This window comes from Nonomuraea sp. NPDC049269 (assembly GCF_043197155.1).
GTDB lineage: Bacteria > Actinomycetota > Actinomycetes > Streptosporangiales > Streptosporangiaceae > Nonomuraea.
In genome coordinates this window covers 591,371-608,724 of sequence record NZ_JBICSO010000009.1, presented here as the reverse complement: position 1 = coordinate 608,724, position 17,354 = coordinate 591,371, and the positions used below count along the sequence as shown (strand labels likewise).

Here is a 17,354-nt window from a genome sequence, read left to right as displayed (position 1 = left end):
TGTCGGGTGGTCGCACTGCTGAAGTCGGTCGTCATTCAGGGGTCTGGTTGGCCGCGTAAGGCCGAGACGCGTTCGCGGACCTGGTGCAGGCGGCGTTCGAGCTCTGGGAGGAAGCGCGGGTCGAGCGAGTCCCGGTCCGTGGTCAGGCGGTGGGCGGCCTCCTCCGCGACCCGCTCCACCAGCCGTAGTACGTCGGCCCGGCCGCTGAGGTAGCCCTCGCGTACGGCGGCGGCGTGCTCGGCGGCCAGTTCGTGGTCCACCCCCGTGGTGTCCAGGTCCAGCAGGTCGCGCACTCCCGAGGCGCCGATGGTGAAGGCCAGCGGCCACACCAGCGCCGCCAGATCGGTCCAGTGCAGCGGTACGGGCAGCAGCCACCCGCACACCGCGAGGATCGACGCCAGCCAGGCCACGGCCGCGACCCGTCTTCCCAGCCCCAGGTCGCGCCAGTACACGACCGTCAACGGGACGGCGAAGAGCATCGAGTGCAGGAACGGCATCCGGGTGAGTCCCCCGGCGACCATCGTGCGCATGAGCGACGTCGAGACGAGCGCGTCCACCGCGCCGAAGCAGAGCCCCGCGGCCAGCACCCACGCGTGCGCCGCCGTGCCGCGGGCGACGATGCGCCGGTGCGCCCAGAGGGCGACCAGCAGCCCGGTCAGCGTGAGGGCCGCGCCGGCCGGGAGTGGCACGCCGTCCATGTCGCGCCAGGAGTGACTGAGTGAGCCGATGGCGCCCAGCGCGATGGCGATCGGTCCCGCGTCGAACGGCGGAGTGTGCGGCCGGGCATCCTCGGGCAGCACCACCTTTCTGGAGCCGATGCGCAGTTCCTGCCGTCGTCCGAGGGGCCGTGGCTGGTCCGCGGTGACGGTGAGCACGCCCGCGGGGGCCAGTCGTACCAGGGCGTCGTGCAGCGCGGCGGTCTGCGCGGGGGAGAGCAGCAGTGCGCCGCTTCCGGACGAGGGGCGGAACTCCACGTCGCGGGAGAGGTCCGGACTGGCCAGATTGTGGCGCTGTTCCCAGCGCAGCAACGCGACCGCCAGGTACTCGGCGTGGTCGGCAGTCTCCTCCGCCAGCCGTTGCCGCCAGGCCGACAGAGGTGACGCCACCGGGCGGCCCGGCCCCGCCAGCAGTGGCCAGGTACGGGTCAGCAGGTCCACCACGGTGTCGGCGCCCACGGCCACGCTGTGCCGGCCGGCCAGTTCGGCCTGGCTCCTGGCGGCCTGCCGCTCCGCCGCGGCCACGCGCAGCCGCTGCCGCAGGCGCCCGCGCAGGTAGCGGCCGATGAACACGCCACCTGCCACGCCGCCTGCGGGCCAGAGGAAGGGCGCGAGACTGTACGGCCAGCCAGCCACGGTCAGTGCCACGTTGGTCACCGCCCCAGAGGTGAGGGGCACGGCCAGTGCCGCCCAGCCGTGCTCCAGGGCCAGCTCGTATGCCAGGGGAGCGGCCAGCAGGGCAGGGGCGTCGATCGGGTCTCCGGAGAGTGCGGACCAGACGGCCACGTCGACGACGTCCAGCGCCAGCCGTACCGGGACGGGGATCCTGTGGCGTCTGAGGGCGAGGAACACCAGCACGTCGTACGGGCACGAGGCGAGCAGGGTGAGCGCCGCCACGGGCGGCGTGAGGGTCTTCCAGAGGGTCACGCAGATCGTCACCCGCGAGGCCAGCCGCAGGTTGAGGAACAGGCGGATCGCGGTGAAGGAGGTGGACCGCGCGGTCCCACTGAGCGGCTCACTCATCCCGTGGCGATGGCGGCGGTGAGGGCGGCGGTGAGGGCGGTGGGGGTGGTGGTGACAGGGACGGTGGTGGGGGTGTCTTGACTCTTGTCGCCCATGTCAGGAACCGGGCGATCTGCGGCAGTGACGGCAGCGACTGGGCGCGGTCCGGAGCCCGGCCGTCGGAGGTCATCGCCGCGAGCCGGGCCTGCCGGTTGAACCGCTCCCGTAATCGGATCCAGGCCCGCGACCGGGGGCTGGCCCGTTCGCCCAGCCGTTCCGGCAGGTGTTCCGCCAGGGCGTGCGCCACAGCCGCGTTGACCCGGCTGGCGGCCGAGAGGCCGAGCCTGATCTCCTCCTCGGGGTCGGCGGGGCCGGGCACGGTTCCCGACGGGGAGAGTACGGCGGCGCGCAGACGGGCCGCGTCCCCGAGCTGGCTGCGGTGGTAGAAGTAGTCGGCCCTGGCCTCCCGCATGCGCCTCCGGACCGCGCCGTCGAGGAAGTGGCCGGTGAGCACGATGACCGTGGTCTGGCGGCGGCTCCGGACCCGGCGGACGGCCTCGACGACCGCCACGCCGGGGAAGTGGTCGTCGGGGCGCCGCTCGTCGGCGGCGTCCACCAGCACGACGTCGACGCCCTCGTACGACCAGCCGGCCGCCGCCCGGTGGTCGAGTCCCGCGACCACCTCCACACCCGGTGTCTCGGACAGGATGGCGACGATGCCGGTGCGGCTGATGTCGTCGTCGTCCACGACGACCACGCGCTTGCCGTGTGTCCCCGTCACACGGTCATTAGACTCCGGACCCGATGGCTAGTGCCAGATCCTGATGACCAGCGCGCCCGCGTTGTCGCCGAGGCAGCGGTCCTGATCATTGATCCTCATGAGCAGCCGGCCGCTGGTCGTGGCCCGCCAGCTCCGGTGCGCGCCCAGGGCACGCGAGCCGGTTTTGACCCGGGACAGGAGCCGGGCGTACGGGGAGTCGTCGCGGATCTTGCAGCCCTGGTAGATGTGCGAGTCGGTGTCCCAGTCGTACCCGTCGGCGCCCACCCAGGGGAAGGAGTTGTGGTCGACCGTCCAACTGCCGCCCACCTGTTCGACCCGGACGCGGTCGCCGCCGAACACGTAGATCCCGGTGTCCTGCCAGCCGCGTCTGGACGTGATGACCACGTCCTGGCCGCGCTGGGTCGTCGCCTGCGCGACTCCGGGAATGGTCACCGTCATCGCGCAGGCGAGCGCCGCGACGGCCCACGTTCGCCGCATTACCATGTCAACCTCCGTTCGAGTCGGAGGCGACCGTACCCGGGAAGGGTGCGCGTTCCGGAGGGCCGGATCGCGCGGCTACCCCTCGTGTACGGCGACGCCGTCCACGAACGTCATGCGCGCCCGAGTCGTCCAGATGTCGCGCTCCGGCAGCTCGAACGGGTCGCGGTCCAGGACGACCAGGTCCGCCGGGCGGCCCGGCTCGATCACGCCGGCGGGTGAGCGGTTGATCCAGGCCGAGCCCGCCGTGTACGCCGTCAGCGCGGTCGCCAGGTCGAGGCGCTGGCCGGGCAGGAACGGGGTCTGCGCCGTCGGGTAGCCGGCGTGCACCGAGCCGCCGGGCTCGGTGCGGTTGACGGCCACGTGCACGCCCTGCAGCGGATCGGCGCTCGACACCGGCCAGTCGCTGCCCGCGCAGAACCGCGTGCCGTGGGCCAGTAGGTCGGCGAAGGGGTACTGCCACGACGAGCGGGGCTCGCCCAGGAACGGCAGCGTCAGCTCGTCCATCTGCGCGTGGTGGGTCGCCCAGAGCGGCTGCAGGTTGGCCGTGATGCCGAGCGCGGCGAAGCGCGGCACGTCCGACGGCTCGATGATCTGCAGGTGGGCGATGTGGTGCCGGTTGCCGGGGGAGGTGCCCTCGAGGCTGTCGAGCGCCTCGCGTACGGCCCGCTCGCCGATCGCGTGGACGTGCACCTGGAAGCCGAGCCGGTCCAGCTCGGCCACGTACGTCCTGAGCTTGCCCGGGTCGACGTAGGACAGGCCCGTGCCGCCGCAGAGGCAGTACGGCTCCAGCGTCGCGGCCGTGAAGTTCTCCGTGATGCCGTCCTGCATGATCTTCACCGAGGTCGCGCGGAACCGGTCCAGCCCCTCCGCCGAGGCGCGCCGCGCGGCCAGGTCGTCGAGCTGGTCGAGACCACGGGTTCGGTCCCACCACAGCGCGCCCACCACGCGGGCCCGCAGCCTGCCGGAGCCGGCCGCCGACACGTACGTGGGCAGCTGGTCCACCGAGCCCGCGTACGAGCCGACGATGGCGTCCTGCCAGCCGGTGACGCCGAGCGAGAACAGGTACCGCTCCGCCTCCGCCAGCGCCCGGTCCAGGTCCTGGGCGGCGGGGCGGGGGGTGAGCAGGCCGACGAGGTCCATCGCGCCTTCGTGCAGGACGCCGCTGGGCGTGCCGTCGGCATCGCGCTCGATCCGGCCGTCGGCGGGGTCGGGGGTGTCGGCGGTGACGCCGGCCAGCTCCAGGGCGCGGGCGTTGACCCAGGCGGCATGGTGGTCACGCTGGATGAGGTAGACGGGCCGGTCGGCGAAGGCGAGCTGATCACGGTGCGGCAACCCACCCGGGAAGGCCGACATGTCCCACCCACCGCCATCGATCCACTCTTTTTCCGGATTTTTCGCCGCATAGTCGGCGATCTTCGCCAAGTAGGCATCGAGTCCGTAAATTTCGGATAGATCGCACTTGGCGCGCTCCAGGCCCGCCTGCACCGGATGCACATGAGCATCGGTGAACCCGGGCACCAGCAGGCCGCCCTCCAGGTCCACGGTCTCGTGGCCCGGCGCCAGCCGTACCAGTTCCCGCTCGTCGCCCACGGCGGCGATCACACCGTCGCGGACGAGTACGGCCTCGGCGAAACCAGCGTCGGCGACATCGGTCTTCGCGGTGAAGACGCGTCCCCCTCGGAAGAGCGTGTGCATGGTGCTCCCAGATCTCGGTGATGGGTCGGTGGTCAGTGGCCGGTGATGAGGTCGGCCACGCGGGCCAGCGCGGACGTACGCGGCATCGACCGCTCCCGATGGTCGGCCATCCGGTACAAGCGGTACATCGCGTGCACCCCCAGCCAGCGCAGCGGCTCCGGCTCCCACGCCCGCACCCGGCGCCCCACCCACGGCAGCTCCGTCAGCGCCGTCCGTTCGCCCAGGACGAGGTCCCGCAGCGTACGGCCGGCCAGGTTGGCCGTCGTCACCCCGTGCCCGGTGTAGCCGCCCGCCCAGCCGAGGCCGGTGGCCGGGGCCACGTGCACGGTCGAGCACCAGTCGCGCGGCACCCCCAGCACCCCCGACCACGCGTGCGCCACCGAGGAGGAGGCCGCGGCGGGGAAGAAGTCGATCAGCAGCTCCCAGAGCGCCTCGACCGTCCGCTCGTGCGTGTGCCCCCTGGCGTCCACCCGCGAGCCGTACAGGTACGGCCGGCCGCGCCCGCCGAAGGCGATGCGGTCGTCGGCGGTCCGCTGGGCGTACATGTAGTAGTGGGCCATGTCCCCGAGCAGCTCGGACCCCTGCCAGCCGACCGTCTCCCAGAACGAGGCGGGCAGCGGCTCGGTGACGATCAGCGAGCTGTTCATCGGCAGCCACTGCCGCCGCAGCCCCTTCAGCCGCGAGGTGAACCCCTCGGTCGCGCGGAGCACGTGACGTGCCCGGACCGTCCCGAACGGCGTCACGGCCCGCCCCGGGGCGATCTCCGTGACGGGCGTCCGCTCATAGACGGTCACCCCGAGCTCCCGTACGGCCCGCGCCAGCCCCTGTACCAGCTTGGCGGGCTGGACCCGCGCGCAGTGCGGGCTCCAGGAGGCGGCCACGGCCCCCGCCACCCGCAGCCGCTCCGCGGGATCGACCAGCCGCAGGTCGGTCTCCTCGATGCCCCAGGCGCGGGCGGCCGACACCGAGGCCCGCAGCCGCGCCGCCTGGGCGGGAGTGCGGGCCACGTTGACCACGCCGCCCTTGACGACGTCGGCGTCGATGGCCTCCTTCTCGCAGACCCCGATCACCTCGTCGATCGAGGCGTACATCTCGCGCTGCAGCCGCCGCGCCGCCTCCACGCCGTGCGTCGCGGCATAACGCTGATGCGATCCGGCCAGGTCGCCGGTCAGCCAGCCGCCGTTGCGCCCCGAGGCCCCGAACCCGGCGAAGTCCTTCTCCAGCACCACCACGTTCAGCGACGGCCGCGCCTGCTTGAGGTAGTAGGCGGTCCACAGTCCCGTGTAGCCCGCACCGACGATCACCACGTCCGCCTGGAGGTCGCCGTCGAGGCGTGGACCAGGGGAAGGCACGCCGGAAGCGCGGTACCAGAAGGACACGTCGCCGTTCACGAATCCGGACGACAAGGAGACTTGCGCGTTCATGGCCGTTATCCTCCTATACGCCGCATCTCGCTATGAAATTCGCATTCGAAACACGGCGGTAGCGGCCAGGTAACACCTCCCCGGCATCCTCTTCGTATGGGATTCTTGCGCATTCGCACGACGGTGGACGAGCGTCCGGGACGGCTGGCCTCCCTGGCCGCGGCCCTGGCCGACAGGGGCGGCAACATCCTCGGCCTGAGCGTCCAGTCGGATGCGGACGGCACCGTCGACGAGTTCGTCGCCGACATCCCGGCCGGTCCGGAGGCGGTGCGCGAGGCGCTGGAAGCGGCGGGTGGACGCCGCGTCCAGGTGGTCCCCGCGACGGCGCACGAGCTGACCGACGAACCCACCCGCGCGCTGCTGCTCGCCTCCCGGCTGCGGTCCATGCCGTGGCGGCTGCCGGAGTTCCTGGCCGAGCTGCTGCGCGCCGACGATGCCCGGTGGATCTATGGTGAAGCCGTGAGTGATCTTCCCGACCCGACCCTGCTCGTGGTGCCCGTAGCGGCCAAGCGGGCCGTCCGGCTGCGCCGCGCCGAGCTGCCCTTCACGCTGACCGAGGCGGCCAGGGCGGCCTCCTTCGTCCGGCTCGCGCAGCCGCCGGTCGAGCAGAGCGCCGGCGAGCCCGTGATCAGGCTGAGCGACGGTGAAGAGGTCACGGTCCGGCCGCTCACCTCGATCTACCGCGAGGCCGTACGCGACCTGCACGACAGGTGCTCGCCCGAGGCCCGCAGGTTCCGCTACTTCACCTCGATGCCCGCGCTGCCGGCGCGGATGTTCGACCGGCTCTGCGACCGCAGCCGCGGCCACTCGATCGTGGGCGGGCACGACGGCCAGGTGGTGGCCATGGCCTCCTTGATGTTCACTCCCGATCCCGGCATCGCCGAGATGGCCTTCCTGGTCGAGGACCGCTGGCAGGGGCGCGGTCTGGGCACGGCCCTGGCCCGATCGCTGGTGCGCGAGGCGCGTGATCTCGGCTACGCCGAGGTCAGGGCCACGATGCTGTCCGACAACGTGCGGATGCGGCGGCTCCTGCTGTCGCTGGGCGCCACGCTCGGCTACACCGAGGACCCGGGCGTGATCGAGGCCAGGCTGCCGGTCGGCGCGCTGGCGTCAGCCTGACTCCCGCTCGCCTTCGTCCGGCCCGGATTCCCGCTCTGACGGTTCCGGGTCGGACGCCGCCCGGTCGGGCCGCTGGATGCCCAGGTGGCGCTCGATGCGGTCGAGGCTCTCCTGGATCTGGGTGAGCCGCTCGCCGAGCATCGAGCCGGCGGCGAAGAACATCTCACTCGGCCGCTCCTTCGACCCCTGGCCGACCCGGGTGAGCACGCGGTGCCGCAGGTCGCCCAGCTCCACGCCGCGATCCACGATCGCGCGGACGGCGAGCCCCTCGCCCTCCCTGATCACCCCGAGCAGGATGTGCTCGGTGCCGATGTAGTTGTGGCGCAGTTGCAGGGCCTCGCGCAGCGAGAGCTCCAGGACCTTCTTGGCGCGCGGGGTGAACGGGATGTGCCCGCTCGGCGCCGTGTCACCCTGGCCCACTTCGCGCTCGACGTACGCGCGCACGTTCCCCAGCTCGACGCCGAGGCTGTCGAGCGTCAGCGCCGCCACGCCCTCGCCCTCGTGGATGAGGCCGAGCAGGATGTGTTCCGTGCCGATGTAGTCGTGGCTCAGCATCCGCGCCTCTTCCTGGGCGAGGACGACGACTCTTCGGGCACGGTCGGTGAAGCGCTCGAACACCGGTGGTCCTCCGTTCGAGTGGCGTGCCTCCACTATGCGCTACAAACCAGCGGATGTGGGGTATTTGACCAGTGTGGATCTTGACGAGGTGGCCGGTCGCCTGTATGCGCTCCCGCCGTCCGAGTTCACCGCCGCGCGCGCGGCCGAGGCCCGTGCCGCCAAGGACGCGGGCGACGTACGGCTGGCCCGCGACATCGCCGGGCTGCGTAAGCCCACGGTGTCCGCCTCGGCCGTGAACCGGCTGGTCCGCGAGCATCCGGACGACCTCGGCGAGCTGCTGGCGCTCGGGGGGCGGCTGCGTGAGGCGTGGGCGGCGCACGACGCCGAGGCGCTGGCGGAGCTGACCCGGCGGCGCGGCGAACTGGCGGGGGTCCTGTCCCGGCTGCTCAGGCGGGACACCGGCCTGTCGGCCGCTGCGGCGGCCGAGGCCGAGCAGACGCTCGACGCCGCCGTCGTGGACGCGGGCGCGGCCGAGGAGGTACGGCGGGGCCGGCTGGCCAAGCCGCTCAGCTACAGCGGCTTCGCCCCGGCCCCGGTGCCGCGCGGCAGACCTGCCAAAAAGCCGGCGGACTCGGCGGCCGAGGCGAAACGGCGGGAAGAGGCCGAGACCAGGAAGGCCGCCGAACGGCAGGAGGCGCAGAACGCCCACCAGGAGTGGGTCGCCGCCCTGGAGCAGGCCGGGAAGGAGCACGACGAGCGGGCCGAGCGGGTCGCCCGGCTGGAGCGGAAGCTGGCCAAGGCCCGCAAGAGGCTCGCTGAGAGCACCCAGCGGCTGGAGGTCGCCCAGCGGGAGGAGCGGCACGCGCGGCAGCGGGCGGAGCGTTAGGTTATGGTGTACGAAACGGTTCCGTACACCTGGAGTAGTGATGACCTGGACCCCCGCCGACATGCCCGACCTGAGCGGCAAGACGGCCATCGTGACCGGCGCCAACAGCGGCATCGGCCTGCCCACCGCACTCGAGCTCGCCCGACACGGCGCCCGCGTCATCGTGGCCACCCGCTCGGCCGCGAAGGGCGGCGCGGCCGTGGCGGAGATCCGCCGGGCCGTCCCTGGCGCCGAGGTCGAACACGGCACGCTGGACCTGGCCGACCTCGCCTCGGTCAGGAGCTTCGCGGCCGGCGTCGACCGGGTGGACCTGCTGGTCAACAACGCGGGCGTCGGCATGATCCCGCGACAGCTGACCCGTGACGGCTTCGAGATGCAGTTCGGCACCAACCACCTGGGCCACTTCGCGCTCACCGGCCTGCTGCTGCCCCTGCTGCTGTCGCGGCCCGGCGCGCGGGTGGTCAACGTCTCCAGCGACGCCCACAAAGTGGGCAAGCTGGACTTCGACGACCTGGGCCTGGAGCGCGGCTACAAGAAGATGACCTCCTACGGCCGCTCCAAGCTGGCCAACCTGCTCTTCACCCTGGAGCTCCAGCGACGCGCTCAGCGGTCCCAGGCGGACCTGGTCAGTGTCGCCACCCATCCTGGTGTCACGGCCACCAACTTCTTCACGCTGGGGCCGCTACAGCCCCTCATGGGGGTGTTCCTGCAGAGCGCGGCGGCCGGTGCGGTGTCCTCCCTGTACGCGGCCACCTCGCCGGAGATCCACGGCGGGGAGTTCGTCGGCCCCAAGACCCAGCTGCTCACGCCGTCGAAGGCGGCCCGCTCCGAGCAGCTCGCCGCCGAGCTGTGGGACGTGTCCACGCGGCTGACCGGCGTACGATTCGACGAGATCACCTACAGCTGAAGGACGTGCACGTGGCACCACTCGACCCCGAGCGGGAGCGGGCCATCCTCGACGCGACGCTGGCGCTGCTGTCGGAGATGGGCTACGACCGCATGTCGGTCGATCAGATCGCCAAGCGGGCCAAGGCCAGCAAGGCCACCATCTACCGCCGGTGGGCGGGCAAGCCGGAGCTGGTGGTCGACGTCATCTGCCGCCGGTTCGACATGGACACCCCGGCCGCCGAGGACACCGGCTCGCTGCGCGGCGACCTCGCCTCGGTGTTCGGCGGCCTGTGCGGGGCCGTCGAACGCAAGCACGGCCTCATCATGGGGCTGTCCTCGACGCTGGTCTCGCACCAGGAGCTGGCCAGGACGCTGCGGGAGCACATGCCGGCCAAGGACCTGGGCGGGGTGGAGGCGCTGCTGGGGCGGGCCAGGGAGCGCGGCGACCTGCCGGGGCCGGTGGATGCGGGCCGGCTGTTCGGGGTGGCGGAGGCGCTGGTCTGGCACCGCATGATCTTCCTCGGGCCACTGTTCGACGAGTCCTTCGTCGCGGACTCGGTGGACACGGTCCTGCTGCCGCTGGTCCACGCCTGGTCCAGATAACCTCACATTTTTGTGTGAAATTTCGCCTGAAACTCTGTTTTGGGGCGAAATGACGGGCTTATGGTCGTCGCCATGACGACCCCCACCGACGCCTTCATCGACGCCCTGCCCAAGGTAGAGCTGCATGTTCACCTGGTCGGCTCCGCCTCCGTGGCCACCGTCCTGGAGCTCGCCCGCCGCCACCCGGGCGGCCCGGTCCCCACGACGGAGGAGGGACTGCGCGCGTTCTACGCCTTCCGCGACTTCCCCCACTTCGCGCAGGTGTATGGGGCGGTCAACGCGCTGGTCCGCGAGCCGGAGGACGTCGCCATCCTCGTGCTCGGCCTGGCCCGCGACCTGTCGTCCCAGGGCGCCCGCTACGCCGAGCTGCAGGTCACCCCGTACGCCCACAGCATCGTCGGGATGCCCATGCGCGAGGTCACCGAGGCGCTCGACCTGGCCGCCCGCCGATCCGCGACCGACCACGGGGTGGAGATGGCCTACATCTTCGACATCCCCGGCGAGTTCGGCGAGGAGGCGGCCAAGATCACGGTCATGCACGCTCTGGAGGAACCTCCCGCCGCATTGGTAGGTTTCGGCCTGGGCGGGATCGAGCAGAGCCGCCCGCAGTACCGTGACGCCTACCGGGACGCGTTCGCGGCGGCGCGCGCGGCGGGGCTGCACAGCGTGCCGCACGGCGGCGAGATGACCGGTCCCGAGAGCGTCTGGGAGGTCATCGAGGGGCTGGGCGCCGAGCGCGTCGGCCACGGCATCTCCTGCCTCCAGGACCCGCGCCTGGTGGCCTACCTGCGCGAGACGCAGCTCCCGCTGGACGTCTGCCCGACGTCGAACGTCTGCACCGGGCAGGTGGCCCGCATCGAGGACCACCCGCTGCCCAGGCTGCTGGAGGAGGGGCTGTTCGTCACGCTGAACAGCGACGACCCGCCCATGTTCGCCACCACCCTGGCCGGGGAGTACCGCGTGGCCGCCCACGTGTTCGGCCTCGGCGAGCCGGAACTGGCCCAGCTCGCCCGCAACGGCGTGCACGCGTCCTTCCTGGCGCCGGAGCGCAAGCGGGCGCTCCTGGCCGAGATCGACGCGCTGACCGCCTGAAACGGCTCAGGGGGAGGCGATGCGGCCCAGGCCCGGCGGGAGCTTGGCCGCGGCGGCCCGGTCGAGCAGGAACAGCGTCCGCACCCGGCCCCTGGCCCCGGCCGCGGGCACCTGCACGGGCCCGGAGTCGGACAGCGCCAGTCGTACCGCGCCCGACTTCTCCTCGCCCGCCGCCACCACCCACACCTCGCGCGAGGCCTGGATCGTCGGCAGCGTCAGCGAGACGCGTGTGGGCGGCGGCTTGGGAGCGCCGTGGACGGCCACCACGGGCCGCGTGTCGTACAGCGCCGGCATCCCGGGGAACAGGGACGCCACGTGCGCGTCGGGCCCGATGCCGAGCAGCATCACGTCGAAGTTGGGCACCGGCCCGTGATCCTCCGGCCGGGCCGCCTTGCGCAGCTCGGCCGCGTAGGACTCGGCCGACTCCTCCGCCGACATCCCCGAGTCGGGCCCGCGCATGACGTGCACCCGCTCGGGGTCGAGCTCGACGTGGTCGAGGAGCGCCTTGCGGGCGCCCGTCTCGTTGCGCTCGGGGTCACCGGCCGGCAGGAAGCGCTCGTCGCCCCACCAGATGTCGAGGTGGTGCCAGTCGACCGCGTCGCGCGCCGGCGTGGCGGCGATCGCGGCCAGCGTCGCGTGGCCGACCGTGCCGCCGGTCAGGACCAGCGACGCCGACCCCTTGGCCGACTGCACGTCGACCAGCCGGGTGATGATCCGCGCCGCCACGGCCTTGGCGAGGACGTCGCCGTCACGATGGACGACCACATTGGGAACGCTCACGAGCTCACTCTTTCACGATGGGCACCCACCGGCCGGGCGCGACCCCCAGGACAGGGCCCGCGCCGGCCGGTGGGAGATGGGGTCAGGACTTGTGCGTGCGGGCCAGCCGCTTGACCGCCACCCCGTAGATCTCGTCGGAGTCGAGCCGCCGCAGCTCCTCCGCCAGCAGCTCGGAGGTCTGCCGCCGGGCCAGGGCCACGATCCGGTCCGGCTGGCCGGGCCGCGACAGCGTCGCCAGCCTGGCGTCGCTCCTGGACACCGCCAGCTCGCCGTCGGTCATCGTGAGCCGTACGGCGGTGATGCCGGGCCCGTTGGACTCGCCCACCTTGACCGGCGCGCCGAGGCGTTCCGACAGCCACGCGGCCAGCAGCGGCGCGCTCGGGTTGCCCTCGGACGCCTCGACCCAGCCCTTGCGCAACTGGCCCGCGGGCTGGTCGAACGCCGCCGCCAGCAGGCTGCGCCACGGCGTCAGCCGGGCCCAGGACAGGTCCGTGTCACCGGGGGCGTAGCCCTTGGCCCTGGTCACCAGCGACTTGACCCCGCCGTCGTGCGCGGACCTGGCATCGGAGATGCGCCGCTGGGCGAGCATCCCGATCGGGTCCTTGGACATCACTTCGGGCGCCAGGCCCGGCCACCACGCCACGACCGGCGTGTCGGGCAGCAGCAGCGGGCTGACCACCGAGTCGGCGTGCTGGGTCAGCTCGCCGTACAGCCTCAGCACCACCACCTCGCCCGGCGTGGACTCGCCGATGCGCAGCTCCGCGTCGAGCCGGTTGGTCTCGTCGGACTCGCGGTTGATCACCACGATGATGCGCGAGGGGTGCTCGCGGGCCGCCTCGCTGGCCGCGCGGAGCGAGTCGTACTGGTCGCGCTCCTCGCAGACCACGACCAGCGTCAGCACCATCCCTATCGCGGGCGCGCCCATCTGGTGGCGCAGGTGCGTGAACTGCGCGGAGATCTTCCCCGCCGTCGTGTCGGTGAGCATAAAGGTGGTCATCAGAGTCTCCTCCACACACGACCGTCACGCGCCATCATCGCGTCGGCGGACTCCGGCCCCCAGGCACCCGACGGGTAGCCCTCGGGCTGGCCCTGCGTGGCCCAGAACTCCTCGATCGGGTCGAGGATCTTCCACGACAGCTCGACCTCTCGCTGGTGCGGGAAGAGCGGCGGGTCGCCGATCATCACGTCGAGCAGCAGCCGCTCGTACGCCTCGGGGGACGACTCCAGGAAGGACTCGCCATAGGCGAAGTCCATCGAGACGTCGCGCACCTCCATGGCCGTGCCCGGCACCTTGGAGCCGAACCGCACGGTGATGCCCTCATCCGGCTGCACCCTGATGACCAGCGCGTTCTGGCCGAGGATCTCGGTGTCGTCCTTGCTGAAGGGCAGGTGCGGCGCCCGCTGGAACACCACGGCCACCTCGGTGACCCGGCGGCCGAGGCGCTTGCCGGCCCGCAGGTAGAACGGCACGCCCGCCCAGCGCCGGTTGGCGATCTCCAGCTTGATGGCCGCGTACGTCTCGGTGGTGGAGTCGGCGGAGATGCCGTCTTCCTGCAGGTAGCCGACGACCTTCTCGCCGCCCTGCCAGCCCGCGTCGTACTGCCCGCGCGCGGTGTTGAGCCCCAGGTCGGAGGGGAGCTGCACGGCCTTGAGCACCTTCTCCTTCTCCCGGCGCAGCGCGGAGGCGTCGAAGGACGTCGGGTCCTCCATCGCCACCAGGGCGAGCAGCTGGAGCAGGTGGTTCTGGATCACGTCGCGGGCCGCGCCGATGCCGTCGTAGTAGCCGGCCCGGCCGCCGATGCCGATGTCCTCGGCCATGGTGATCTGCACGTGGTCGACGTAGCTGCGGTTCCAGATGGGCTCGTAGAGGTTGTTGGCGAACCTCAGGGCCATGATGTTCTGGACGGTCTCCTTGCCCAGGTAGTGGTCGATCCTGAAGATCGAGCTCTCCGGGAAGGCCGAAGTGGTGATCTCGTTCAGCTCGTGCGCCGACTTCAGGTCGTGCCCGAACGGCTTCTCGATCACCACACGCCGCCACGACCCGTCGGGCGCGTCGGACAGCCCGGTCCGCTTGAGCTGCTCCACCACCACAGGGAAGAACTTCGGCGGCACGGACAGGTAGAACGCATAGTTGCCGCCGGTGCCCCGGGTCTCGTCGATCTCCTTCAGCGCCATCGCCAGCGCGTCGAACGCGCCGTCGTCGGAGAACTCGCCGGGCACGAAGTGGATGCCCTCGCGCAGCTGCTTCCAGACCTCCTCGCGGAAGGGCGTCCTGGCGTGCGCCTTGACGGCGTCATGGGTCACCTGGGCGAAGTCCTGGTCCTTCCAGTCCCGCCTGGCGAACCCGACCAGCGAGAAACCGGGCGGCAGCAGCCCCCGGTTGCCCAGGTCGTAGATCGCCGGCAGCAGCTTGCGCTTGGCCAGGTCCCCCGTCACGCCGAACAGCACCATGACACAAGGTCCCGCCACCCGGGGCAGCCGCTTGTCGCGCGGATCGCGCAGCGGATTGGCGGCCGCCACTTCGATGGTGGTGGAGGTGCCCGCGGCTGAGGTGGCTATTGTGGCCGCCGCCGTGCTGTCAAGGGCGGCCTCCTCCGGAGGTGCTTCGGGCTCTGTCATCTCAAGCCTCCTGTGCGGCTTCGAGCAGGTACGCGACTCCAGCCGCGCGATCGGTCAAATGCAGGCGTACGGCCGGCCGCCCGCGCTGCAGCAGTGCCCCGAGGTCGCCGAGCGCCTGCGCGAGCTGGAGCTCACCCAGCGTGTACGGCCTGCCGGGCACCGGCACGTCGTCGGCCACGGCGCCGGTGATCAGCAGGAACACCCCGTTCTGCGGGCCGCCCTTGTGATATTGGCCGGTGGAGTGCAGAAACCGCGGCCCCCACCCGAAGGTGACCGGCCGGTCGGTGCGCAGGGCCAGCAGCGCCCGGAGCGTGGCCGGGTCGGCCGCCATCCACGCGTCGGTCATCTGCTCGAAGTCCGCGCCTTCGGGGACGAACACATCGAAGGCCGACAGCCGGTCCAGGTACGCCATCACGGCCAGGTAGCCGTCATCGGGCACCGCGTGGAGCAGCTCGCTCAGCACGCCGGGCAGATCCTTGGCCCCGGTCGAGCCGTAGACCTCCACCGGCCCGTCGACCAGTACCGGCTCGCCCAGCGGCAACGCCTCCATGTCGAGCAGTGCGGCCGTGCTGGCCTTGGACTCGGCCACGTTCGGCTGGTCGAACGGGTCGATCTCCAGCAGCAGCCCGGCCACGGCCGTGGCGTACTCCCAGATGAGGAACTGCGCGCCGAGCGGCCCGTCGACGCGCACGTCGCCATCGTCGGAGTCGATCCCGACGACCAGCTCGTCACGGGCGCCGTTCGGCTCGGCGCCGACGACCGGCAGGATGCCCACGCCGTCCTTGCCCGTGGACTCGGCGACGAGCTGCTCGATCCACTCGGGCAGCCCGCTGATCGAGGACAGCCGGTCGTCGAGTATCAGCTTGTCGCGTCCGGCGAGCGCCGCTCCGCCGAGCGCCGCGCCCAGGTCGAGCCCGGGATTGCCGGTGTCGAGCGAGAGCAGGGGCAGGACCTCGTCGGCGTCGTCGAGCAGCCGTTTCACGTCGGCTCCGGCCAGCGCGCTCGGCACCAGGCCGAACGCCGACAGCGCCGAGTAGCGGCCGCCCACGTCGGGCACGGCCAGGACCACGGGGTAGCCGGCGTCCACGGCCGCCCGCTCCAGCGGCGAGCCCGGGTCGGTGACGACCACGATCCGGCCGGCCGGGTCGATGCCCGCCTCGCGGAAGAGCTCCTCGTAGACGCGCAGGTGGCTGTCGGTCTCGACGGTCGAGCCGCTCTTGCTGGCCACGACCAGGATCGTGGTGTCGAGCGGCTCCTCCAGCGCCCGCCGCACCTGACCTGGGTCGGTGGTGTCCAGGACGGTCAGCGGCACGTCGGCCGTCGCGCAGATCACCTCGGGCGCCAGCGACGAGCCGCCCATGCCGGCCAGCACCACGTTGGTCAGGCCCTCGGCGCGCGCCCGCTCGGCCAGCTTGCCGAGCTCGGGCAGCAGCTCGCGCGAGGTGCGCGGCAGGGTCAGCCAGCCCAGCCGGACGGCCGCCACCGCCTCCGCGTCCGCGCCCCACAGCGTGGGATCGCCGGCGGCGAGCCGCGTGGGCACGCCATCGGCGACGAGCCGCCCCGCGGCGGAGGAGGCGGCCTCGGCCACCCCCTCCTCGCGGTACGTGACGGTCATCAGGGGACCAGGTTCTTGCTGACGCTCTCGAGGAGTTCGTTCCAGGAGGACTCGAACTTCTCCACGCCCTCGTCCTCCAGCACCTTGACCACGTCGTCGTAGTCGACGCCCGCCTCCTTGAGCGCGGCCATGGTGTTCCACGCGTCCTCGTAGAAGGGGCGCACGGTGTCGCCGGTGATGACGGCGCCGGCGGCGGTCGCGTCGAGCGTCTTCTCCGGCATCGTGTTGACGGTGCCGGGGGCGACGAGCTGGTCGACGTACATCGTGGGCGAGTAGTCGGGGTTCTTGACGCCGGTCGAGGCCCACAGCGGGCGCTGCGGGCGGGCACCGGCGGCGCGCAGCCGCTGCCAGCGCTCGGAGTTCATCACTTCCTCGAAGGCGGCGTAGGCCAGGCGCGCGTTGGCGATGCCGGCCTTGCCCTTGAGCTCCGGCCTGCCGAGCTGGTCGAGCCGCTTGTCGATCTCGGTGTCGACCCGGCTGACGAAGAACGAGGCCACCGACTCGATCGTGCCCAGGTTGAGGCCCTTGGCCTGGGCGGCCTCCAGACCGGCCAGCCAGGCGTCCATGACCGCGCGGTAGCGCTCCAGCGAGAAGATCAGCGTGACGTTGACGCTGATGCCCTCGGAGATCGCCTGCGTGATCGCGGGCAGCCCTTCGAGCGTCGCCGGGATCTTGATGAACAGGTTGGGCCGGTCGACCAGCCACCACAGCGCCCGCGCCTCGGCCACGGTCTTCTCGCTCTCGCGGGCCAGCCGGGGGTCGACCTCCAGCGAGACGCGGCCGTCGACGCCGGCGGTGGCGTCGTAGACCGGGCGCAGCACGTCGGCGGCCCAGCGGATGTCATAGGCGGTGATGGCGCGCACGGCCTCGCCGATCTCGACGCCACGCACGGCCAGGTCGTGCAGCTGGGCGTCGTAGGCGTCGCCCTTGCTGAGCGCGCCGGCGAAGATGGTCGGGTTGGAGGTGACGCCCACCACGTTCTTCTCGCGGATCAGCTGCTCCAGGTTGCCCGTGCGCAGCCGCTCCCGGCTGATGTCGTCCAGCCAGATGGACACGCCCTGGCCGGAGAGCTTGTTGAGGATCTCACTCATTTTCG

General features: G+C 71.9%; 15 protein-coding genes and 1 pseudogene. 5 read left to right on the top strand and 11 right to left on the bottom strand.

Going from position 1 to position 17,354, the window contains the following annotated elements; genetic code table 11:
• Positions 1-35: 35 nt before the first annotated feature.
• From ACGFNP_RS46065 to ACGFNP_RS46045, 5 genes are all read right to left on the bottom strand, one after another.
• Complete coding sequence (locus ACGFNP_RS46065) at positions 36-1,739, bottom strand: hypothetical protein (protein WP_393329328.1); 1,704 nt, start codon at positions 1,737-1,739, stop codon at positions 36-38.
• On the bottom strand, positions 1,732-2,499 hold the full coding sequence (locus ACGFNP_RS46060; RefSeq protein ID WP_393329326.1) for a hypothetical protein: 768 nt from the start codon (positions 2,497-2,499) through the stop codon (positions 1,732-1,734). Before ACGFNP_RS46060 ends, ACGFNP_RS46065 begins: the two co-directional genes overlap by 8 nt.
• 27 nt (positions 2,500-2,526) lie before the next feature.
• Complete coding sequence (locus ACGFNP_RS46055) at positions 2,527-2,976, bottom strand: hypothetical protein (RefSeq protein ID WP_393329324.1); 450 nt, start codon at positions 2,974-2,976, stop codon at positions 2,527-2,529.
• Between the two features lie 78 nt (positions 2,977-3,054).
• On the bottom strand, positions 3,055-4,674 hold the full coding sequence (locus ACGFNP_RS46050; RefSeq protein ID WP_393329322.1) for an amidohydrolase: 1,620 nt from the start codon (positions 4,672-4,674) through the stop codon (positions 3,055-3,057).
• 32 nt (positions 4,675-4,706) lie between these two features.
• Entirely contained in the window at positions 4,707-6,098 is a 1,392-nt protein-coding gene (locus ACGFNP_RS46045; protein ID WP_393329320.1) for an NAD(P)/FAD-dependent oxidoreductase, read from the bottom strand.
• Between the two features lie 96 nt (positions 6,099-6,194).
• Between ACGFNP_RS46045 and ACGFNP_RS46040 the strand changes: the two genes are divergently transcribed.
• A complete protein-coding gene (locus ACGFNP_RS46040; RefSeq protein WP_393329318.1) occupies positions 6,195-7,217 on the top strand; it encodes a GNAT family N-acetyltransferase in 1,023 nt (340 codons plus the stop codon).
• 201 nt (positions 7,218-7,418) lie between these two features.
• On the opposite strand, the pseudogene ACGFNP_RS46035 reads toward ACGFNP_RS46040, so the two are convergent.
• Positions 7,419-7,835, bottom strand: a pseudogene (locus ACGFNP_RS46035) (Clp protease N-terminal domain-containing protein); the annotation flags it as partial.
• Between the two features lie 64 nt (positions 7,836-7,899).
• On the opposite strand from ACGFNP_RS46035, the gene ACGFNP_RS46030 reads away from it, so the two are divergent.
• The 4 genes from ACGFNP_RS46030 (at position 7,900) to add (ending at position 11,244) form a co-directional block, all read left to right on the top strand.
• The gene (locus tag ACGFNP_RS46030; RefSeq protein WP_393329316.1) at positions 7,900-8,661 is read left to right on the top strand and encodes a hypothetical protein; all 762 of its coding nucleotides are present in this window, start codon (positions 7,900-7,902) and stop codon (positions 8,659-8,661) included.
• Between the two features lie 40 nt (positions 8,662-8,701).
• Positions 8,702-9,568 (top strand): oxidoreductase, encoded by an 867-nt coding sequence (locus ACGFNP_RS46025; protein ID WP_358324756.1) that lies wholly within the window; start codon positions 8,702-8,704, stop codon positions 9,566-9,568.
• 11 nt (positions 9,569-9,579) lie between these two features.
• On the top strand, positions 9,580-10,152 hold the full coding sequence (locus ACGFNP_RS46020; protein WP_358324753.1) for a TetR/AcrR family transcriptional regulator: 573 nt from the start codon (positions 9,580-9,582) through the stop codon (positions 10,150-10,152).
• 72 nt (positions 10,153-10,224) lie between these two features.
• A complete protein-coding gene (gene add, locus ACGFNP_RS46015; protein WP_393329314.1) occupies positions 10,225-11,244 on the top strand; it encodes an adenosine deaminase in 1,020 nt (339 codons plus the stop codon).
• Positions 11,245-11,250: 6 nt separating this feature from the next.
• On the opposite strand, the gene pgl is transcribed toward add, so the two are convergent.
• The 5 genes from pgl to tal form a co-directional block, all read right to left on the bottom strand.
• Positions 11,251-12,024: a 6-phosphogluconolactonase gene (pgl, locus tag ACGFNP_RS46010; RefSeq protein WP_358324749.1), complete on the bottom strand. Its 774-nt coding sequence runs from the start codon at positions 12,022-12,024 to the stop codon at positions 11,251-11,253.
• Positions 12,025-12,106: 82 nt separating this feature from the next.
• Positions 12,107-13,021, bottom strand: a complete 915-nt coding sequence (locus ACGFNP_RS46005; RefSeq protein WP_358324746.1) for a glucose-6-phosphate dehydrogenase assembly protein OpcA — start codon at positions 13,019-13,021, stop codon at positions 12,107-12,109.
• Positions 13,021-14,643, bottom strand: coding sequence for a glucose-6-phosphate dehydrogenase (gene zwf, locus ACGFNP_RS46000; RefSeq protein ID WP_358324743.1), 1,623 nt, complete (start codon positions 14,641-14,643; stop codon positions 13,021-13,023). The genes ACGFNP_RS46005 and zwf overlap by 1 nt, the downstream gene beginning before the upstream one ends.
• Position 14,644: 1 nt before the next feature.
• Positions 14,645-16,258, bottom strand: a complete 1,614-nt coding sequence (locus ACGFNP_RS45995) for a glucose-6-phosphate isomerase (RefSeq protein ID WP_393329311.1) — start codon at positions 16,256-16,258, stop codon at positions 14,645-14,647.
• Positions 16,258-17,349 carry a transaldolase gene (gene tal / locus ACGFNP_RS45990; RefSeq protein ID WP_393329309.1) on the bottom strand — a complete coding sequence of 364 codons (1,092 nt, stop codon included), beginning with the start codon at positions 17,347-17,349 and terminating at the stop codon, positions 16,258-16,260. The genes ACGFNP_RS45995 and tal overlap by 1 nt, the downstream gene beginning before the upstream one ends.
• Positions 17,350-17,354 lie beyond the last annotated feature (5 nt).

Coding starts and splice junctions, on each gene's coding strand:
- ACGFNP_RS46065 (WP_393329328.1), bottom strand. CDS start 1,739: ATGAGTGAGCCGCTCAGTGGGACCGCGCGGTCCACCTCCTTCACCGCG.
- ACGFNP_RS46055 (WP_393329324.1), bottom strand. CDS start 2,976: ATGCGGCGAACGTGGGCCGTCGCGGCGCTCGCCTGCGCGATGACGGTG.
- ACGFNP_RS46050 (WP_393329322.1), bottom strand. CDS start 4,674: ATGCACACGCTCTTCCGAGGGGGACGCGTCTTCACCGCGAAGACCGAT.
- ACGFNP_RS46045 (WP_393329320.1), bottom strand. CDS start 6,098: ATGAACGCGCAAGTCTCCTTGTCGTCCGGATTCGTGAACGGCGACGTG.
- ACGFNP_RS46040 (WP_393329318.1), top strand. CDS start 6,195: ATGGGATTCTTGCGCATTCGCACGACGGTGGACGAGCGTCCGGGACGG.
- ACGFNP_RS46025 (WP_358324756.1), top strand. CDS start 8,702: ATGACCTGGACCCCCGCCGACATGCCCGACCTGAGCGGCAAGACGGCC.
- add (WP_393329314.1), top strand. CDS start 10,225: ATGACGACCCCCACCGACGCCTTCATCGACGCCCTGCCCAAGGTAGAG.
- ACGFNP_RS46005 (WP_358324746.1), bottom strand. CDS start 13,021: ATGACCACCTTTATGCTCACCGACACGACGGCGGGGAAGATCTCCGCG.
- zwf (WP_358324743.1), bottom strand. CDS start 14,643: ATGACAGAGCCCGAAGCACCTCCGGAGGAGGCCGCCCTTGACAGCACG.
- ACGFNP_RS45995 (WP_393329311.1), bottom strand. CDS start 16,258: ATGACCGTCACGTACCGCGAGGAGGGGGTGGCCGAGGCCGCCTCCTCC.
- tal (WP_393329309.1), bottom strand. CDS start 17,349: ATGAGTGAGATCCTCAACAAGCTCTCCGGCCAGGGCGTGTCCATCTGG.